Consider the following 17,331-nt stretch of genomic DNA (forward strand, 5'->3'; position numbering starts at 1 on the left):
GGTCGCCCCATCGTGCGCGGGTGCCGCCCGGGAACGGGCGGGTGTTCGGCGCCTCAACGGCCGGACGGGCTTGATGTGGCTGACGCGGCGCGTCAGAAGCCGTGGGGGAGCCACGGTGCCACGTCACCGCGGAAGGCGAGCGACGCCTCAGCCAGCGCCCCCCGCCGCACTTCCCGTACGCGCCCCGCCCCCGTCAGCGCGCGCAGAGTTACGCGCCCGAGGGACGAGGCGCCTTACTCCCGTACGGATCAAGCGCGGTCCTGCGCGTCCGACGTACGGGAGTTGGGCCGCCCGTGCCCTGGGGTAGTGACGCTGGGCGCGGAGGCCGGGGCCAGCACGACACACTCATCACCGTGCTCCTGCCGACGCATACCGCCAACTCACCAATGGAATGACCCACCAGGAAGTCCGGACGCACACCCCAAGACTCCACCAGCCGGAACAGGGCGACTTCGAACGCGAACAACGCAGGCTGCGTAAACCCGGTCTCACTCAGCGCACCAGCGTCATCCCCGAAAACAACATCCCGCAGCGGCCACTCAAGCTCCCCATCAAAGTGCGCACACACCTCATCAAAGGCCTCCGCAAACACCGGGAACGCCTCATACAGCTCACGCCCCATCCCCAACCGCTGCGCACCCTGACCCGCAAAAACAAACGCCGACTTGCCCTCGGCGCGCGCCGTACCCGCCACCGCGTCCGTCTGCGGCTCGCCGTTCGCCAGTGCCTCCAGGCCCGCGAGCAGTTCGTCGCGTCCCGTGCCGAGCAGCACCGCACGGTGGTCGAGGCGTGAGCGGGTGGTCGCGAGCGACCAGGCGACGTCGCGGGCGCCGTCCTGGGGGTGCGCGCGGAGGTGGTTCAGCAGCCGGGCGGCCTGTGCGCGCAGCGCCTCTTCGCCCGCGCCGGACAGCGTCCACGGCACGAGCGGCAGCGCCAACGGCTCGGCCGCCGGCGCCGTTTCCGCCGTGTCGGCGGCGGCGTCGTCCGGCTTCCCCTCGGCGCCGCCCGCGGACTCCGTCTCCGGGTCCTCGGGTGCGGGCGCCTGCTCGAGGATGGCGTGCGCGTTGGTGCCGCTGACGCCGAACGCGGACACCGCGGCGCGGCGGGGGCGTTCGGCGTCGGTCTGCGGCCAGTCGCGGGCCTCGTTCAGCAGCCGTACGTTGCCCGCCGACCAGTCGACGTGCGTGGAGGGCTGTTCCGCGTGCAGGGTTCTGGGCAGCACCGCGTGCTGGAGCGACAGGACGGTCTTGATGACGCCGACGACACCGGCGGCGGCCTGCGTGTGGCCGAGGTTGGACTTGGCGGAGCCGAGCCAGAGCGGCTCGTCGCGCTGTGCGCCGTAAGTCGCGAGGAGCGCCTGCGCCTCGATCGGGTCGCCCAGCGACGTACCGGTGCCGTGCGCCTCTACGGCGTCCACGTCGCCGGGAGCGAGTCCGGCGGCGGCGAGCGCGTTCCAGATGACGCGCTGCTGGGAGGGGCCGTTGGGAGCGGTGAGGCCGTTGGAGGCGCCGTCCTGGTTGACGGCGGAGCCGCGCAGAACGGCGAGCACGGGGTGGCCGTTGGCGCGTGCGTCGGAGAGCCGTTCGACGACGAGCATGCCGACGCCCTCGGACCAGCCGGTGCCGTCCGCACCGTCCGCGAACGCCTTGCACCGCCCGTCGGGCGCCAGCCCACCCTGGCGTCCGAACTCCACGAAGGCGCCCGGCGTCGACATCACCGTCACGCCGCCGACCAGCGCCATGCCGCACTCGCCGCCGCGCAGCGCCTGCGCGGCCAGGTGCAGGGCGACCAGGGACGACGAGCAGGCCGTGTCGACCGTGACGGCCGGGCCCTCCAGGCCCAGGGTGTACGAGATGCGGCCGGAGGCGACGGACGTCGAGTTTCCGGTCAGCAGGTGCCCGCGCACCTCGTCGGGCACGTCCTTGAGGCCGCTGCTGTAGCCCATCTCGCTGCAGCCCACGAAGACGCCGCTGCGGCTGCCGCGCAGCGAACGCGGGTCGATGCCCGCCCGCTCCACGGCCTCCCAGGACGCCTCCAGCAGCAGCCGCTGCTGCGGGTCCATGGCGAGGGCCTCGCGCGGCGAGATCCCGAAGAAGGCGGGGTCGAAGTCGGCGGCGTCGTGTACGAAGCCGCCCTCGCGCGCGTAGCCCGCCTCCGCGGCGGCGTCGTGCTCCTGCGAGACCGCGCCGTCACCCGTACCGGCGTCCGTACCGGAGCCCGTGGCCGTACGGGCGTCCGTGCCCGCGCCCGCGCCGGGCAGGGCGTCCTCGTCCCAGCCACGGTCCGTGGGCCACGGCGAGATGGCGTCGACGCCGCCCGCCAGCAGCTCCCAGAAGTCCTCAGGCGACTCCACGGACCCGGGCAGGCGGCAGCTCATCCCGACGATCGCGACAGGCTCTTGCTGCTGCGACTCCAGCTCTTGGAGCCGCTGCCGTGTGGTGTGCAGGTCGGCAGTGACCCACTTGAGGTAGTCGCGGAGCTTCGCCTCATTCGCCATTGGAACGTGCCCCATATGGTCGTGGTGATGGAACGGTCTCCACGGCCCGTCAGGAGCGTCCGAGTTCCTGATTGATGAAATCGAAGATCTCGTCGTCCGAGGCCGTGTCCAGCTGCTGGGAGACCTCGGCCTTCTGTTCGTCCTGAGTCGAGGCACCTAGCTCCGACAGCATGCGTCGTAGACGGGCCTCGATGACCGGCCGGGCGTCGTAGTCTGGGGAAAATCTTGAAATCGCTGTGGCGATCCTCTCCAGATCCGCGATCACCGCCGCACCGTCCTCGGTCTCCTCCGAGAAGAGCTGGTCAGTGACGTGCCGCGCCAGATCCGCCGGCGTCGGGTGGTCGAAGACGAGGGTGGCGGGGAGCGCCACTCCGGTCTCCGCGCTGAGCTGGTTGCGCAGCTCGACGGCGGTCAGCGAGTCGAAGCCGAGATCCTTGAAGGCGCGCTGTGCCTCCACCGCCTTCGGGTCGCCGTAGCCGAGCGCGCGGGCGGCGCAGGACCGTACGACGGTGAGCACCGTCTCGCCCCGTTCCTCGGCGGAGGCGTCGGCGAGGCGCCGCAGGAGTTCGCTTCCGGCCTCGCCGTCCGCGGCGGGGCCGCCCTCCGCGCGCGCGGAGGCGTCCGCCGCCTCGGGGAGTTCGGCGAACAGGGGTGCGCTGCGGCGGCTGGTGAAGGCGGCGGCGAAGCGCGTCCAGTCGACGTCGGCGACGACCACGCAGCCGTCCTGTACGTCGAGGGTGCGCTGCAGTGCGCGCAGCCCGCCCTCGGGGGCCAGCGGGTTGAGGCCGCGGCGGCGCAGCTGTTCCTGCGCGTCGTCGTCGGCCGCCATGCCCGCCTCGGCCCAGGGGCCCCAGGCCACGGACGTACCGGCGAGCCCTTCCGTACGGCGCGCCTCGACGAGCGCGTCCAGAGCGGCATTTGCGGCCGCGTACGCCGCCTGGCCGCCGCTCCCCCACACACCGGCGATGGACGAGAACACGACGAACGCGTCCAATTCCTGGGTGCCCAGCAGTTCGTGGAGGTGGAGGGCGCCCTGCACCTTGCCGTGCCACACGGCGGCCAGTGCGTCCTCGTTCAGCTCGTCGACCGTGCCGACGTCGAGTGCGCCCGCCGCGTGGACCACCGCGTTCACCGGGTGCTCGGCGAGCAGCTTGGCGACGGCGTCGCGGTCGGTGACGTCGCAGGCGACGAGGGACACGCGGGCGCCTGACGCCGCGAGTTCGCGTTCGAGGTCGGACGCGCCGGGCGCTTCGGCACCGCGGCGGCTGGTCAGTACGACGTGCTCGGCACCCCGCTCGACCACCCAGCGGGCCACCTGCGCGCCCAGCGCGCCAGTGCCACCTGTGATCAGTACGGTGCCGCCCGGCGTCCACTCCCGTACGGAACCCTCCGGCACACCCGCCCGCACGACGCGCCGTACGAGGGCACCGGACGCACGCAGCGCCACCTGATCCTCGCCGGACGCGCCTTCCAGCACGGCGGCGAGACGCGCCACCGTACGGTCGTCAGCGCGCGAGGGCAGGTCCACCAGACCGCCCCACCGCTCCGGGTGTTCCAGCGCCACCACACGGCCCAGACCCCACACTCCGGCGGTGGCCGGGTCGGCGACGGCCTCCGTACGGGAGGTGGAGACAGCACCGTGCGTCAGCGTCCACAGGGGCGCGCCCAACTCAGCGTCACCGAGCGCCTGTACGAGCGCCACCGTCTCCCGCAGACCCGCCGGAACGCGTCCCGTGCCGTCCGCTGCGGGGGCAGCACAGGCCAGGAGCGACAGGACGCCGCTCACGGGCTCCGCGCCCTCGGCCGACAGCGCGGCTCGCAGCCGGTCGGCGAGCACCGTACGGTCGGCGCCGGAAGGCACGGAGACCGTCTCGACGCCCGTACCGAGAGCATCCGCGAGACCGTCCAGGCCCTCGGGCAGCTCCGCGCTCTCCGGGGCCAGCAGCAGCCAGCGGCCGGTGAGCTGTCCGGCGCCGGGCGTGCCGGTGAGCGGCTGCCAGGTCACGCGGTAGCGCCAGCCGTCCACCTCGGACTGGGCGCGGCGGCGCTGCCGCCACGACGCCAGAGCGGGCAGCGCCTCGCCCCAGGGGGCGGACCGGTCGATGGCCAGCTCACCGGCCAGCGACTCGAGATCGTCCTTCTCGACGGCGTCCCAGAATGGCGCGTCCAACTCCGCCGACGCGCCCCCTGCGCCGCCTCCGGCGGAGGGCCGCTGGACGAGCCAGTAGCGCTCGCGCTGGAAGGGGTACGTGGGCAGCGCGACCGTACGGCCGAAGCGACCGGCGAACAGCGCCGTCCAGTCAACGTGTTCACCGCGTACGAAGGCACTCGCGAGACCGGACAGCAGCGCCTGCGCCTCGGGGCGGTCCTTCCGCAGCAACGGTACGAGTGCCGCCTCGGCCGGGACGGAGGCCTGCGCCATCGCCGTCAGCGTGCCGTCCGGGCCGATCTCCACGAAACGCTGCACGCCATGTTCGGCCAGCGTGGTCACACCGTCCGCGAAGCGCACCGCCTCACGCACATGCCGCACCCAATACTCGGGCGAGCACAGCTCCTCCGCCGTGGCGAGTTCGCCCGTCAGGTTCGACACCACGGGGAGGACGGGTTCGCGGAACTCGACCGACTCCGCGACGCGCTGGAAGTCCGCCAGCATCGGCTCCATGAGCGGGGAGTGGAAGGCGTGGCTGACAGAGAGACGACTCGTACGGCGACCCTCCGAACGGAAGTGCCCCGCGATCTCCTCCACCGCATCCTCGGCACCCGAAACCACCGTGGACTGCGGCCCGTTCAGAGCGGCGATCGACACCCGGTCGGTGCGCCCCTCCAACAGCGGCAGCACCTCACCCTCGGACGCTTCGACGGCAACCATTCCGCCACCGGAGGGAAGCGCCTGCATCAACCGCCCACGGGCAGCAACCAGACGGCACACATCCGCAAGCGACCACACACCCGCCACATACGCCGCCGCCAACTCACCAATGGAATGACCCACCAGGAAGTCCGGACGCACACCCCAGGATTCGACCAGCCGGAACAGCGCCACCTCGAACGCGAACAACGCAGGCTGCGTAAACCCGGTCTCACTCAGCGCACCAGCATCCGCACCGAAAACAACATCCCGCAGCGGCCGCTCAAGCTCCCCATCCAGATGCGCACACACCTCATCAAAGGCCTCCGCAAACACCGGGAACGCCTCATACAGCTCACGCCCCATCCCCAGCCGCTGCGCACCCTGACCCGCAAATACAAACGCCGACTTGCCCTCGCCCAGCGCCGTACCCGCCACCGCGTGCGCGTGCGGCTCGCCGTTCGCCAACGCCTCAATAGCCGCGAGCAGTTCGTCGCGCTCCGCGCCGACGACCACCGCACGGTGCTCGAAACGCGAACGGGTCGTCGCCAGCGCACGCGCCACGTCGTACGCGTCGTCGTCCGTTCCGGCGAGTCGCGCGGCCAGTTGTGCCGCCTGTGCGCGGAGCGCGTCCGCGCTCCGCGCGGACAGCAGCCACGGCACCCACTCGGCGTCGCCCGTGGTGCCGACGGGCTGCGGCGCCTCCGTACGGTGCGCGTTTTCCGCGTCGGGTGCCGCGATGATCACATGCGCGTTGGTGCCGCTGAGCCCGAACGACGACACGCCGGCCTGCCGTACGTGCCCCTCCCGTACGGGCCACTCCACCGGCTCGCTGAGCAGCCGTACGGCACCGCCGCCCGCCGACCAGTCCACGTGGGAGGAGGGTGCGTCCGCGTACAGCGTCCGCGGCAGCCGCTCGTGGTGCATCGCCTGCACCATCTTGATGATTCCGGCGACACCGGCGGCGGCCTGCGTGTGCCCGACGTTGGACTTCACCGAGCCGAGCCACAGCGGCCGTTCCGCGTCCCGCTCGCGCCCGTACGTGGCAAGCAGCGCCTGCGCCTCGATCGGGTCACCCAACGGCGTTCCGGTGCCGTGCGCCTCCACCGCGTCCACGTCATCCGGTGTCAGCCCCGCCTGGGCGAGCGCCGCACGGATCACGCGCTGCTGCGAAGGCCCATTGGGGGCCGTGAGACCGTTCGACGCGCCGTCCTGGTTGACGGCGGAGCCGCGTACGACGGCCAGCACCTCGTGCCCCTTCGCGCGGGCGTCCGACAGGCGCTCCACGAGGAGCATGCCGACGCCCTCCGACCACACGGTGCCGTCGGCCTCGTCGGCGAACGCCTTGCACCGCCCGTCGGGCGCCAGTCCGCCCTGGCGGCTGAACTCCACGAAGGACGCGGGTGTCGACATCACCGTCACGCCGCCCGCGAGCGCCAGATCGCACTCGCCGCTGCGCAGCGCCTGTGCGGCCAGGTGGAGCGCCACGAGCGACGAGGAACACGCCGTGTCCACCGTCACCGCCGGGCCCTCCAGGCCCAGCGTGTACGCGATGCGGCCCGACGCGACGCTACCCGCGCTGCCGGTCAGCAGGTGGCCGTGCACGTCCTCGGGTACGTCGTCGGCGGCCGCGCCGTAGCCCTGGTACGCGCAGCCGACGAACAGGCCGCTGCGGCTGCCGCGCAGCGTGTGCGGGTCGATGCCCGCCCGTTCGACGGCCTCCCAGGATGTCTCCAGCAGCAGCCGCTGCTGCGGGTCCATCGCGAGCGCCTCGCGCGGCGAGATGCCGAAGAACGCCGGGTCGAACTCGGCGGCGCCCGGCAGGAAGCCGCCGCGTGAGGTGTAACTGGTGCCGCTGCGCCGGGAGTCCGGGTCGTACAGCGCGTCCGTGTCCCAGCCCCGGTCCTCGGGGAAGTTGCCGATGGCGTCCGCGCCGGAGGCCACCAGGTCCCACAGCTGCTCGGGCGAGGTGATGTCGCCGGGCATACGGCAGCTCATGGCGACGATGGCGACGGGCTCGTCGACGGCGCCGGGCGTGTCGCCCGTTCCGGCCGGCGTGCCCGCCACCGCACCCTCGTCGCCGAGCAGTTCGGCGAGCAGGTGGCCGGCGAGCGCGGCCGGGGTCGGGTGGTCGAAGACGAGGGTGGCGGACAACGTGAGGCCGGACTCGGCGGTGAGGGCGTTGCGCAGTTCGACGGCGGTGAGCGAGTCGATGCCCAGGTCCTGGAAGGCGCGTCCGGGCTCGACGGCCTCCGGGCCGGGGTAGCCGAGCACGGCGGCGGCACGCTCCCGTACGAGGCGCAGCAACTCCCGTTCACGCTCGGCGGGTTCCAGCGGGCGGAGCCTGCCGCGCAGGTCGGTCCCGGGCGTGTCGCCCGTGGTCGCGGCCGCCGCGGCTTCGGGCAGTTCGCGGAACAGCGGGCGTACGCCGCCCTGCTGCCCCGCCGTCTGCTCTCCCGCCGTCCGTTGTCCGGCGGCCAGCGTGCCCCAGTCGATGTCGGAGACGACGAGCTGCGTCTCGCCCTCCCGCAGCGCCGCACCGAGAACGGCCAGTGCGGGCGCGGGCTCCATCGGGGTGAGTCCGCCGCGCCGCAGCCGCGCGAGGACGGCGGGGTCCTCGGCCATGCCGCCGCCCGCCCACGGGCCCCAGGCCACGGAGAGCGCGGGCAGCCCCTCGGCGTGGCGGCGCTGGGCGAGGGCGTCGAGTGCGGCGTTGGCGGCGGCGTAGTTTGCCTGCCCGACCGAGCCGAGCGCCCCGGCGATCGACGAGAACAGCACGAACGCGGTCAGGTCCGCGCCCCGCGTCAACTCGTCCAGCTGCACCGCCGCGTCGAGCTTCGCGCGCAGAACAGCCGCGAAACGCCCCTCGTCCAGCGTGTGCAGCATGCCGTCGTCGAGGACACCGGCGGCGTGGTAGACGGCGGTCAGCGGCCGGTCGGCGGGCACCTCCGCCAGGAGGCCGGCGAGCGCGTCGCGGTCGGCGGGGTCGCAGGCGGCGACGGTGACCTGGGCGCCCAGTTCGGTGAGTTCGGCGACGGTCGCGTCGATGCCGGGCGTGTCGGGGCCTCGGCGGCTCACGAGCAGCAGGTGCCGCGCGCCCTCCCCGGCGAGCCTGCGGGCGAGCTGGACGCCGATGGTGCCGGTGCCGCCGGTGATCAGCGTGGTGCCGGCGTGGGCGAGGGCGGGGCCCGGCGTGCCGGGTGTGCCGTCGGCGCCTTCGGCGGCGGGGGCGCGGACGATACGGCGGGCGAGCACGCCGCTGGTACGGATGGCGAGTTCGTTCTCGGGCGTGTCGGACAGTACGGCGCGGAGGCGCGCCCACGCCCGTACGTCCGGCTGCTCGGGCAGGTCGATCAGACCGGCCCACACGGCGGGGTGTTCCAGCGCGGCGCCGCGCCCGAGGCCCCAGACGGCGGCCTGGTACGGGTCACGAAGCCGGTCCGAACGCCCCGTGGAGACCGCCCCCGTGGTCACAGCCCACAGCGGCAGCGGGTCGTCGCGCCCGGCCAGCGCCTGAACGAGGTGGTTGGTGAGGGCGAGCCGTACGGGAACCTCGCCGGTGAGGCCCAGCAGCGACAGAACACCGACGGTGGCTTCTGTGGCGTCGCCGAGCGCGCCGTGCAGCAGGCGGGCGACCTCTTCGCGGTCGTGGCCCGCGCCGAGCGCCAGCGTGCGGGGCGCATACGCCTCCGTGGTGCCCAGGGCCTCCAACAGGCCGCAGAGGAGCGGGTCTTCCGTGCCGAGCCCTTCGGGTACGACGACCAGCCAGCGTCCGGACGGCGCGGGCGCGTCGGGCAGTGCGCCGAGCGGCTTCCACAGCTCGCGGTAACGCCAGGACTGCGTGGTCGCGTGCTGCTGCCGGTCCCGGTGCCAGTCCGCGAGCGCGGGCACGACCGGCGCCAGCAGCGAACGGTCCAGGTCGAGACTCCGCGCGAGCTGATCGACGTCCCCCTGCTCGACGGCGGCCCAGAACGCGGAATCCGTCGCCCGAGCCTGACCGCCGGAGGTGCCGCCGGGGTCGGACGGCTCAAGCCAGAAACGCTGCCGCTGGAAGGCGTACGTGGGCAGCGCAACCGTACGGGCACCCGCGAACAGCACACCCCAGTCCGGCGACAGACCATCCACATGCAGCCGGCCGACACCCGTCAGCAACGCCTGTCGATGACCGTGCGGTGGTAACCGGGACCGAAGCCCATCGTGGAAACGGCGGGCACCAGCCGGCGCAGTTTCTCGATCGAGACCGCCTGCCGGGACGGCGCGTCGAGCCTCCGCCGTTCGGCGGGCGGGCCGCCGAGGCGGGTTTTCCGATGGTCGTCGATGTTCGCGACCCGCGCCGCGAATCCGGAGTGCATGGTCCAGCAGTGGCCGTTGACGTCTCGGGGCAGGTGTTCCGCGGTGGGGGGCACGGGGGGCGGTGGGGCCGGTGGCGGCGGGGGCGCCGGCACCGCCACCGGGGCCGCGACGACGACCGTTCCGGCGCGGCCACGGCCCGCCGCGTGCCCGTCCTCGATCAGCCGCTGGTACGCCTCCGTGACCACCCCGCGGGACACGCGCAGCTCCGCGGCGAGCACGCGGGAGGCGGGCAGCCGGCTGCCCACGGGGAGGCGGCCGTCGGAGACGGCGTGCCGCAGCTGCCCGGCCAGCCAGTCGGAGAGCCCGCCGGGCGGCGCCTCGCCGACGTCCAGCTGCAGGAAGTCGGAACCGGACGGCCCGGGCGGCTCGGGCCTTTTGGACCGGTCAAGTGGGTCACCTTTGGACCTGTTCACCGGACCATTCTCGCACCAGCCTGAAGCCATGTACACAGCCGTGAACACAGCCGCGAAGACCGCGGCGAAGTCCCCCGTGAACAGCGCCGTGAACACAACCGCCGCTCCCCGCGACTACGTCCACGGGTACTCCGACCACGAGACCCGCCGCCTCGCCGACCAGGCCGACACCCTCGCCGCACTCCTCCACACCGGCACCGCGTACCCCACGGGCAGCCGCGTGCTGGAGATCGGCTGTGGCGTGGGCGCGCAGACGGTGCACCTGGTCGACGGCAGCCCCGGCGCGCACCTCACCGCCGTCGACGTCTCGGCCGACTCCCTCGCGCGGGCCCGCGCCCGCGTGACCGCCCACGCGCCGGGCGCGCGCGTCGAGTGGGCCCGCGCCGACCTCTTCGACCTGCCCTTCCCCGACGCCTCGTTCGACCATCTCTTCGCGTGTTTCGTGCTCGAGCATCTGCCGGATCCGGAACGGGCGTTGGCCGTGCTACGGCGCGTGCTGCGGCCCGGCGGCACGCTGACGGTGATCGAGGGGGACCACGGTTCGGCGTTCTTCCACCCCGACGGTGCCGCAGCGCGCACCGCCGTCGGCCATCTCGTACGGCTGCAGGCCGCCGCGGGCGGCGACGCGCTGATCGGGCGGCGGCTGCACCCGCTGGTGACGGCGGCCGGCTACGACGACGTGGTGGTCCGCCCCCGTACGGTCTACGCCGACGCCTCCCGGCCCGCGCTCGTCGAGGGCTTCACCCGGAACACGTTCGTGGCGATGGTCGAGGGCGTACGCGACGACGCGCTGGCCGCCGCGCTGACCACGCGGGCCGAATGGGAGCGCGGGATGGCGGAGTTGCGCCGGACGGCGGAGGACGACGGCACGTTCCACTACACCTTTTTCAAGGCCCAGGCGGTCAGCCCCGGGCCGCCCCGCCCGCGCCCATGACGGCCGTACTCACCGCCCTCGCCCTGCTGGCGCTCCTGGCCTGCGCCCTGGAGCCCGCCGAACGCCGCAGACGCCGCGCGCAACCGCCGTACGGGCAACCCCCGCTGTCCGGCACCTCGGACGACGCGGACCGCGACCGCGACGCCCCACGCGTACGGACGGAGTCCTGGCGGAGGCAGCCGGGAGCCGCGCCGTCAGCCCGGTGTCGACTGCTCCAGCGGGAAGCGCAGCAGCGCGCCCACGCCGTCCTTGAGGCCCGTGCCCGCCGGGGCGACGGTCAGGGTGGAGGCGCTTTCCGCGCAGTTCCGCAGCAGGAACGCCTCGCGGGAGGCCGCCGCGCCGTCCTCCAGGAGCAGCGTGTCCACCGCGCCCATCTCCGCCGCGGCGCCGACCGCCTGGCTGCCCTCCGCCGCGCGGTCGTGGCCGAGGCCGGAGCGGAGCCGGTCCACCTGCTCTTCCGCGTCCGCCGTGCTCTCGCGCTCGGCGATGCGCAGCACCTCGTCGGTCAGCGCCTCGTCCGACGAGCCCGCGTGGGCGCCGCCGCGTGACGTCTCCGTCACGGTGTCGCGCAGCGGGGCGGGCAGGGCGTCCCGTACGGCGGTACGGGCCTGCACCTCGCCCGCGAGGATCACCACGCGCGGGTGGAAGGTGTCGGCGGTGCGGGCGACGTAGTCGGCGACGTCCTGTGCGTTGCGGCTGACGGCGTTCTCGGCGCGGTGCTGGATCACGCGGTGGGAGAGGCCGCCTTCGCGCGGCTTGTGCACGCCTTCCAGCGCGCCGCCCTCGACCTCCTCGTCGGCGCGGGTCTCCGGCGTGTGCTGTTCGGCGACGACCTCCTGCCGTACGCGCGCGCCCTCCCGGTCGGCGAGCACGACGAGGGCGCGTACGGCGCGTGCCGCCTCCCGCCCGTACGCGCCGAGCTCCGGGAGGTGGCCCCAGTGCGCGGCGTCGCCGGCGCCGAGTGCGGCGTCCCAGTGCTCGTCGAGGACGACCCCGGCCTCCGGGTGCGCCACGATGACGCGGCCGTCGGCCTGCTCCTCGCCGGGGGTGTCCGTACGCGCCGCGGCCTCGGCGGCGTCCACGGCGCGCGGATCGGCGCCGTCCGCCTCCAGCCGCTCCCGGAGCGCCTGCCAGCGCAGCCGTACCTGCTTCGCGGCGTCCTCGGCGGGCGCGCGGCCCTCCAGGTAGACGGTGGCGAAGGGCCCGTCGTGCTCGTACACCGGGCGCAGCCTCGAGAGGTCCATCGTCGTCTCCTCCTTCGTTCTGCCTGGTGGCCGCTGTTTCCCGGACACGGGACGGCAAACGTGACGGAGGGCGGGAGCCCGTACGGCCGATGGGCCCGCCGGCCGGCCCCCGGCCCTCCGGCCGCCTACAGCCCCGGCGCGCCCCAGACCGGGAACCAGCGGGACAGGTCCGGCTCGACGCGGAGGTCGTCCGCGACGGTCGCGCGGATCTCCAGTTCCAGCGCGTTGTCCCGTTTCTCGGCGCCGCCGGGGAGCGGGGCGAAGGGGTAGAAGGTGCCGCGCTTGTAGAGGTAGACGAGGGCGAGGGGGCGGCCGTCGGCGGTGCGCTCGAAGCCCATCAGGGAGCAGAGGAGCTGCGGGCCGAAGCCGCCGTCCTGGAGGAGGGTGTTGACGGCGTGCAGGTCGTTGACGGTGGACTCGGGCTCGTCGGCGGGGTGGCGGGAGAGCAACCAGGTGTAGCCGTACGTGTCCTGGCTGAACTCGACCGGGATGCCGCCCCGTTCGGTGTCCGCGTCCAGCAGCGCCCGTACGTCCTGCCGCAGTTGCGCGAAGGCGCCGCCCTCGACGCTGGCGAAGCAGACCGACCCGAGGCCGGTCGGGGCGAAACCGGCCGCCGCCCGCAGCGTGACCGCCGCGGAGGGGAGACCGAACAGCTGGTCGAGGTCGGGCCGTACCGGCTTGGACCGGCCGAAGAGGGTGTCCAGGAAGCCCATGCGAGCGCTCCTCCGGGTGGGTCGGTTGCGGTGAGCTGGCCCCCCTCGCGGCGCCATACGGACGGCGCCATACGGACAGCTCCATACGGACGGCGCCTTACGGGCGGCCCAGCTGCGCCGAGATGTGGCTCAGCTGGTTCAGGCGCTGCTCGAGGGTCGGGTGCGAGGAGAGCAGCCGACCCAGGCTCTGGCGGCCGGAGAAGGCGGGCACGAAGTAGAAGGCGTTGAACGGCTCGGCCTTGCGCAGGTCCCGCGTCGGGATCCGGGCCATCTGCCCGCTGATCTTCGTCAGCGCCGCGGCCAGCGCCGACGGTCGGCCGGTCAGCAGCGCGGCGGCCCGGTCCGCGGTCAGCTCGCGGTAGCGCGAGAGCAGCCGCGTCAGCAGGTAGCTGATCACGTATACGACGGCGCTGACCAGCGGTATGAGGAGGAGCAGCGGGTTGTTGTTGTTACGGCCGCCGCCCACGAGGCCGGTCCACAGCGCGATCCGCGTGATGGTGCCGGCCAGCACGCCGAGGAACGACGCGATCGTCATCACCGCCACGTCGCGGTGCGCCACGTGCGACAGCTCGTGCGCGAGCACGCCTTCCAGCTCCTCCGGCTCCAGCCGCCGCAGCAGGCCCGTGGTGGCGCAAACGAGGGCGTTCTCCTGGTTGCGGCCGGTGGCGAACGCGTTGGGGATGTCCGACTCGGCGATGGCGACGCGCGGCTTCGGCATGTCCGCCAGCGCGCACAGCCGGTCCACGGCGCCGTGCAGCTCGGGTGCCTGCTCGGGGGTGACCTCGCGGGCGCCCATGCTGTACGCCGCGATCCGGTCGCTGAACCAGAACTGCGCGATGAACAGCCCGCCCGCGACCAGCACGATCAGCGGCCAGGCGCCCTTCGCCAGCGCGATCAGCGCGCCGACGAAGACCACGTACAGCAGTCCGATCAGGAACATGGTGGCCGTCATGCGGCTGGTCAGCCCCCGGTCCGGGGCGAAGCGGGTACGCGCTGCTGCCATGGTGCCCTCCGGTCGTGCTCGCGGGCTGACATCCCCCCTCTTCGGACTGTACGCCTTGTCCGGGAGTGGGCTGTTTGCCCGCCGTGCACGACCGGTCACACCCTACGGTTTCCGCCTTACGGTTCCGCCTTAAGCGTCCTGCGGCTCCGGTGCCACGAACTGCAGGTCGAGCTGGATCTTCAGCACGTCCCCGAGGATGCCCGGCGCGAAGTCGAGGCCGAAGTCGCTGCGCCGTATCTCACCGTTCGCCTCGAACCCGGCGTGCCGGCGGCCGTCCGCGAGGGAGTCCTCCGCGCCCCCGAACTCGACGTCGAACGTCACGTTCCGCGTGACGTCGCCCAGGGTCAGTTCGCCCTCCAGCACCCAGTCGGCGCCCTCACCGCGGATACGGGTCGAGCGGAAGGCCAGCGTGGGGCGGCGGGCGACGTCGAGCATGTCGGGGGCCAGGACGTGCGCGTCGCGGTCGGCGTTGCCGGTGTCGATCGAGTCGACGGCGACGGTGGCCGTGACCGCGCAGTCGTCGACGGTGCTGCCGACCGTCAACTCGGCGTCGAACCGGGCGAAGTGGCCGCGCACCTTCGAGATCCCGAGGTGGCGGATCACGAAGCCGACGGCGGAGTGGTACGGGTCGAGCGCCCACCGGCCGGGCGCCAGCGGCAGATCGGCGGGCTCGGGCGTGCTGACGGACGGGCTGACGGACGTAGTGGTGGACGTGCTGGTGGACGTACTGGTGTGGGTGCCGGTTTCCGAAGTCATGCCCCTACGCTGCGGCCCCGCGCCGCACACAGGAAGGCCGCCCCGAGGCTGGCACCGCCAGGGCTACCCTCGCGGGCACCCCCCGACGTACCTTGTGCGCGTGAGCCAGAACGAGCTGGGCGCGTTCCTCCGCTCCCGCCGGGAGGCCGTGACACCCGCCGAGGTGGGGCTGCCCGGCGGCACCCGTCGCCGTACACCCGGGCTGCGCAGAGCGGAACTGGCCACGCTGGCCGGGGTCAGCGTGGAGTATCTGGCGCGCCTCGAGCAGGGGCGCGACCGCAACCCGTCGGCGCAGGTGCTGGGCGCGCTGTCGGAGGCACTGCGCCTGACCGGTGAGGAGCGGCAGCATCTGCGCCGCCTCGTCAAGGCGTACGACAGCAGCACCCTGGCCCTCTGCCCGTCGTCGCCGCCCCCGCCGAGCCGTACGGTGCGGCCGACCGTGCGGACGCTGCTCGACCAGCTGGAGCCGTCGCCCGCCGCCCTGGTCAACCGGATCGGCGACCTCCTCGCGTACACCTCCGGGTACGAGCAACTCGCCCGTCCCCTCGGCCTGCTGGACGCGGACCCGCCCAACCTCACGCGGTACGTCTTCACCGACGAGCGCGCCCGCGCCGCGTACCCCGAGTGGGAGCGGATGGCCGACGAGCAGATCGCGGGCCTCAAGACCGTGCTGACGCTGCACGATCCGCACGCGCAGGAGCTGTGCGACGAGCTGACGGTCACCGCGGGGCGGCCGTTCGCCGACCGGCTGGAGAGCGTGACCGACCTGCCCCGCCGTACGGGCGTCGAGCGGCTGTCGCACCCGGGCGCGGGCGAGCTGCGGCTCGCGTACGAGATCCTCGGGCTGCCGGACGCAGACGACCAGCACCTGATCGTCCACCTCCCGGCGGACGACGCCACGTCGGCCGCCCTCGACCGGCTCACGGGCCGCCAGCCGGGCGCGCTGCGCGTGGTCAGCGGCTGACCGCGGGCGCACGGGGCCGGGCCCGCGGCCGTCCACGGCGCCGGTGTCAGTGGCCCGTCGCATACTGGCCGCATGGTGGCGAAAAGCCGGCGGAGACGACACCGGCCGCCCGGCGCGGCAGCCGGGACGGAGGCGCGGACTGAGGCACGGGCGGACGGGCGGACGGAGGCACGGGCTGAGGCGGCGGCTGACGCGAGGGGCGCGACGGCGGGCACCGACACGTACGCCTTCGTGCGCGCCCCGCGCCTGCTCGGCGGCCTGGTCCCGTCCGCCGTCGGTTACCACGTGGAGGACCAGCCGCAGGGCGGGCTCCACCGCGGGCTGCCGTCGCCGTATCTGACGCTGATCTTCTCGCTGCACGAGCCGGTCGTGGCGGGCGAGACGCCGGAGCAGGCGCGCGGCCCGGAGGCGTACAGCGCGGACATCGTCCTCGGCGGTCTGCACCAGCGGCCCGCGTTCGTACGGCGGCCGCGCCACGAGGCCGGCATCCAGCTGGCCGTGCACCCGCTCGCCGCCCGCACCCTCACCGGCATGCCCGCCGCCGAGCTGTACACGCTCACCGAGGACGCCGCGGACGTGCTGGGCGGGCACGCGGCGCTCGTACGGGAGCGGCTGTGCGAACTGGGCGGCTGGCACGAGCGGTTCACGGTGCTCACCGACTACCTCCGCGCCCGTACGGAGGACCACGAGCGCCGTACGGGCGTACGGCCCGAGGTGGCCGAGGCGTGGCGGTGGATGGCGTGGCACCGCGGGGGCGGTTCGATGGACGGGCTGGCGGCACATGTGGCGCTCAGCCCACGGCAGTTGAGCACGCTGTTCCGGCGGGAGCTGGGGATCGGCCCGAAGCAGGCGAGCCGGCTGATGCGGTTCGAGCACGCGCGGCAGCGGATCGCGCGGACGCTTCAGCGCGGCGCGCCGCTGGACCTCGCGGACGTCGCGGCGCACTGCGGCTTCTACGACCACTCGCACCTGGTGCGGGACTTCCACCAGTACACCGGGCTGAGCCCGACGGCGTGGATCGCGGAAGAGCACCGAAATATCCAAGCGGGCGGGCACCATGTCGACGAACAGTGGGACCCATGAACACACCCACCACGAACGCGACGACAGACACTGCCCGCACCTCCTCTCGGACCGCGCCCCCGCCGACCGTGTGGCCGGTCCTCCAGGCGCACGACGCACCCGCCCTCATCGACTTCCTGGTCGGCACCGTCGGGTTCCTGCGCACAGCCGTGTACGCCGACGGCGACAAGGTGGCGCACGCCCAGCTCGACTGGCCCGAGGGCGGCGGCGTCATGCTCGGCTCGTACAAGGAGGACTCGGACTGCCTCAGCGCGCCCGGATCGTTCAGCGCGTACGTCGTGACGGCGCGCGTCGACGAGCTCTACGAACGGCTGCGGGGGGCCGGCGTCGAGATGCCCCGGCCGATCGAGGACACGGACTACGGCAACCGCGAGTTCTCCGCCAAGGACCCCGAGGGCAACTCGTGGTCGTTCGGCGTCTACGCAGGGGAGCCGCGCGCCTGACCGCCGTTCCGGCGCCCACCCGGTCGTGGATCTGACCACCCATCGACCACCTCACCCCCTCCGACCCGTTATGTCCCCTT

At 73.5% G+C, this 17,331-nt stretch carries 10 protein-coding genes and 2 pseudogenes; 4 read left to right on the top strand and 8 right to left on the bottom strand.

Annotation, left to right across the window (positions count from 1 at the left end):
* Positions 1 to 92: 92 nt before the first annotated feature.
* The 4 genes and pseudogenes from DVA86_RS36375 to DVA86_RS33350 all read right to left on the bottom strand — a co-directional run.
* Positions 93 to 233, bottom strand: a pseudogene (locus DVA86_RS36375) (GNAT family N-acetyltransferase); the annotation flags it as partial.
* Positions 209 to 2,497, bottom strand: a complete 2,289-nt coding sequence (locus tag DVA86_RS33340; RefSeq protein ID WP_281279344.1) for a type I polyketide synthase — start codon at positions 2,495 to 2,497, stop codon at positions 209 to 211. The pseudogene DVA86_RS36375 and the gene DVA86_RS33340, both read right to left, overlap by 25 nt.
* 49 nt (positions 2,498 to 2,546) lie before the next feature.
* A complete protein-coding gene (locus DVA86_RS33345) occupies positions 2,547 to 9,497 on the bottom strand; it encodes a type I polyketide synthase (RefSeq protein ID WP_208883897.1) in 6,951 nt (2,316 codons plus the stop codon).
* 260 nt (positions 9,498 to 9,757) lie between these two features.
* Positions 9,758 to 10,141: pseudogene (locus tag DVA86_RS33350) on the bottom strand (GntR family transcriptional regulator); the annotation flags it as partial.
* On the opposite strand from DVA86_RS33350, the gene DVA86_RS33355 reads away from it, so the two are divergent.
* Complete coding sequence (locus DVA86_RS33355) at positions 10,140 to 11,045, top strand: class I SAM-dependent methyltransferase (protein ID WP_208883898.1); 906 nt, start codon at positions 10,140 to 10,142, stop codon at positions 11,043 to 11,045. The pseudogene DVA86_RS33350 and the gene DVA86_RS33355 sit on opposite strands and share 2 nt — an antisense overlap.
* Positions 11,046 to 11,239: 194 nt before the next feature.
* On the opposite strand, the gene DVA86_RS33360 is transcribed toward DVA86_RS33355, so the two are convergent.
* From DVA86_RS33360 to DVA86_RS33375, 4 genes are all read right to left on the bottom strand, one after another.
* Positions 11,240 to 12,289, bottom strand: a complete 1,050-nt coding sequence (locus DVA86_RS33360; RefSeq protein WP_208883900.1) for a baeRF2 domain-containing protein — start codon at positions 12,287 to 12,289, stop codon at positions 11,240 to 11,242.
* Between the two features lie 125 nt (positions 12,290 to 12,414).
* The gene (gene pspAB / locus DVA86_RS33365; protein WP_208883901.1) at positions 12,415 to 13,002 is read right to left on the bottom strand and encodes a PspA-associated protein PspAB; all 588 of its coding nucleotides are present in this window, start codon (positions 13,000 to 13,002) and stop codon (positions 12,415 to 12,417) included.
* A gap of 97 nt (positions 13,003 to 13,099) precedes the next feature.
* Positions 13,100 to 14,005 carry a zinc metalloprotease HtpX gene (gene htpX, locus DVA86_RS33370; RefSeq protein ID WP_208883903.1) on the bottom strand — a complete coding sequence of 302 codons (906 nt, stop codon included), beginning with the start codon at positions 14,003 to 14,005 and terminating at the stop codon, positions 13,100 to 13,102.
* Between the two features lie 129 nt (positions 14,006 to 14,134).
* Positions 14,135 to 14,761: a YceI family protein gene (locus DVA86_RS33375; RefSeq protein WP_208883906.1), complete on the bottom strand. Its 627-nt coding sequence runs from the start codon at positions 14,759 to 14,761 to the stop codon at positions 14,135 to 14,137.
* A 100-nt stretch (positions 14,762 to 14,861) separates the two neighbouring features.
* Here DVA86_RS33375 and DVA86_RS33380 point away from each other — a divergent pair, with 100 nt between their 5' ends.
* From DVA86_RS33380 to DVA86_RS33390, 3 genes are all read left to right on the top strand, one after another.
* Positions 14,862 to 15,725 (top strand): helix-turn-helix transcriptional regulator, encoded by an 864-nt coding sequence (locus DVA86_RS33380; RefSeq protein ID WP_208883908.1) that lies wholly within the window; start codon positions 14,862 to 14,864, stop codon positions 15,723 to 15,725.
* A 72-nt stretch (positions 15,726 to 15,797) separates the two neighbouring features.
* Entirely contained in the window at positions 15,798 to 16,808 is a 1,011-nt protein-coding gene (locus DVA86_RS33385) for an AraC family transcriptional regulator (protein WP_208883910.1), read from the top strand.
* The gene (locus DVA86_RS33390; protein WP_208883911.1) at positions 16,805 to 17,251 is read left to right on the top strand and encodes a VOC family protein; all 447 of its coding nucleotides are present in this window, start codon (positions 16,805 to 16,807) and stop codon (positions 17,249 to 17,251) included. Before DVA86_RS33385 ends, DVA86_RS33390 begins: the two co-directional genes overlap by 4 nt.
* Positions 17,252 to 17,331 lie beyond the last annotated feature (80 nt).

It is taken from the genome of Streptomyces armeniacus, assembly GCF_003355155.1.
GTDB lineage: Bacteria > Actinomycetota > Actinomycetes > Streptomycetales > Streptomycetaceae > Streptomyces > Streptomyces armeniacus.

Excerpts from the sequence above, each read along its gene's own strand:
- DVA86_RS33360 (WP_208883900.1), bottom strand. The coding sequence starts at position 12,289 with ATGGACCTCTCGAGGCTGCGCCCGGTGTACGAGCACGACGGGCCCTTC.
- htpX (WP_208883903.1), bottom strand. The coding sequence starts at position 14,005 with ATGGCAGCAGCGCGTACCCGCTTCGCCCCGGACCGGGGGCTGACCAGC.
- DVA86_RS33390 (WP_208883911.1), top strand. The coding sequence starts at position 16,805 with ATGAACACACCCACCACGAACGCGACGACAGACACTGCCCGCACCTCC.
- DVA86_RS33355 (WP_208883898.1), top strand. The coding sequence starts at position 10,140 with ATGTACACAGCCGTGAACACAGCCGCGAAGACCGCGGCGAAGTCCCCC.
- pspAB (WP_208883901.1), bottom strand. The coding sequence starts at position 13,002 with ATGGGCTTCCTGGACACCCTCTTCGGCCGGTCCAAGCCGGTACGGCCC.
- DVA86_RS33375 (WP_208883906.1), bottom strand. The coding sequence starts at position 14,761 with ATGACTTCGGAAACCGGCACCCACACCAGTACGTCCACCAGCACGTCC.
- DVA86_RS33340 (WP_281279344.1), bottom strand. The coding sequence starts at position 2,497 with ATGGCGAATGAGGCGAAGCTCCGCGACTACCTCAAGTGGGTCACTGCC.
- DVA86_RS33385 (WP_208883910.1), top strand. The coding sequence starts at position 15,798 with ATGGTGGCGAAAAGCCGGCGGAGACGACACCGGCCGCCCGGCGCGGCA.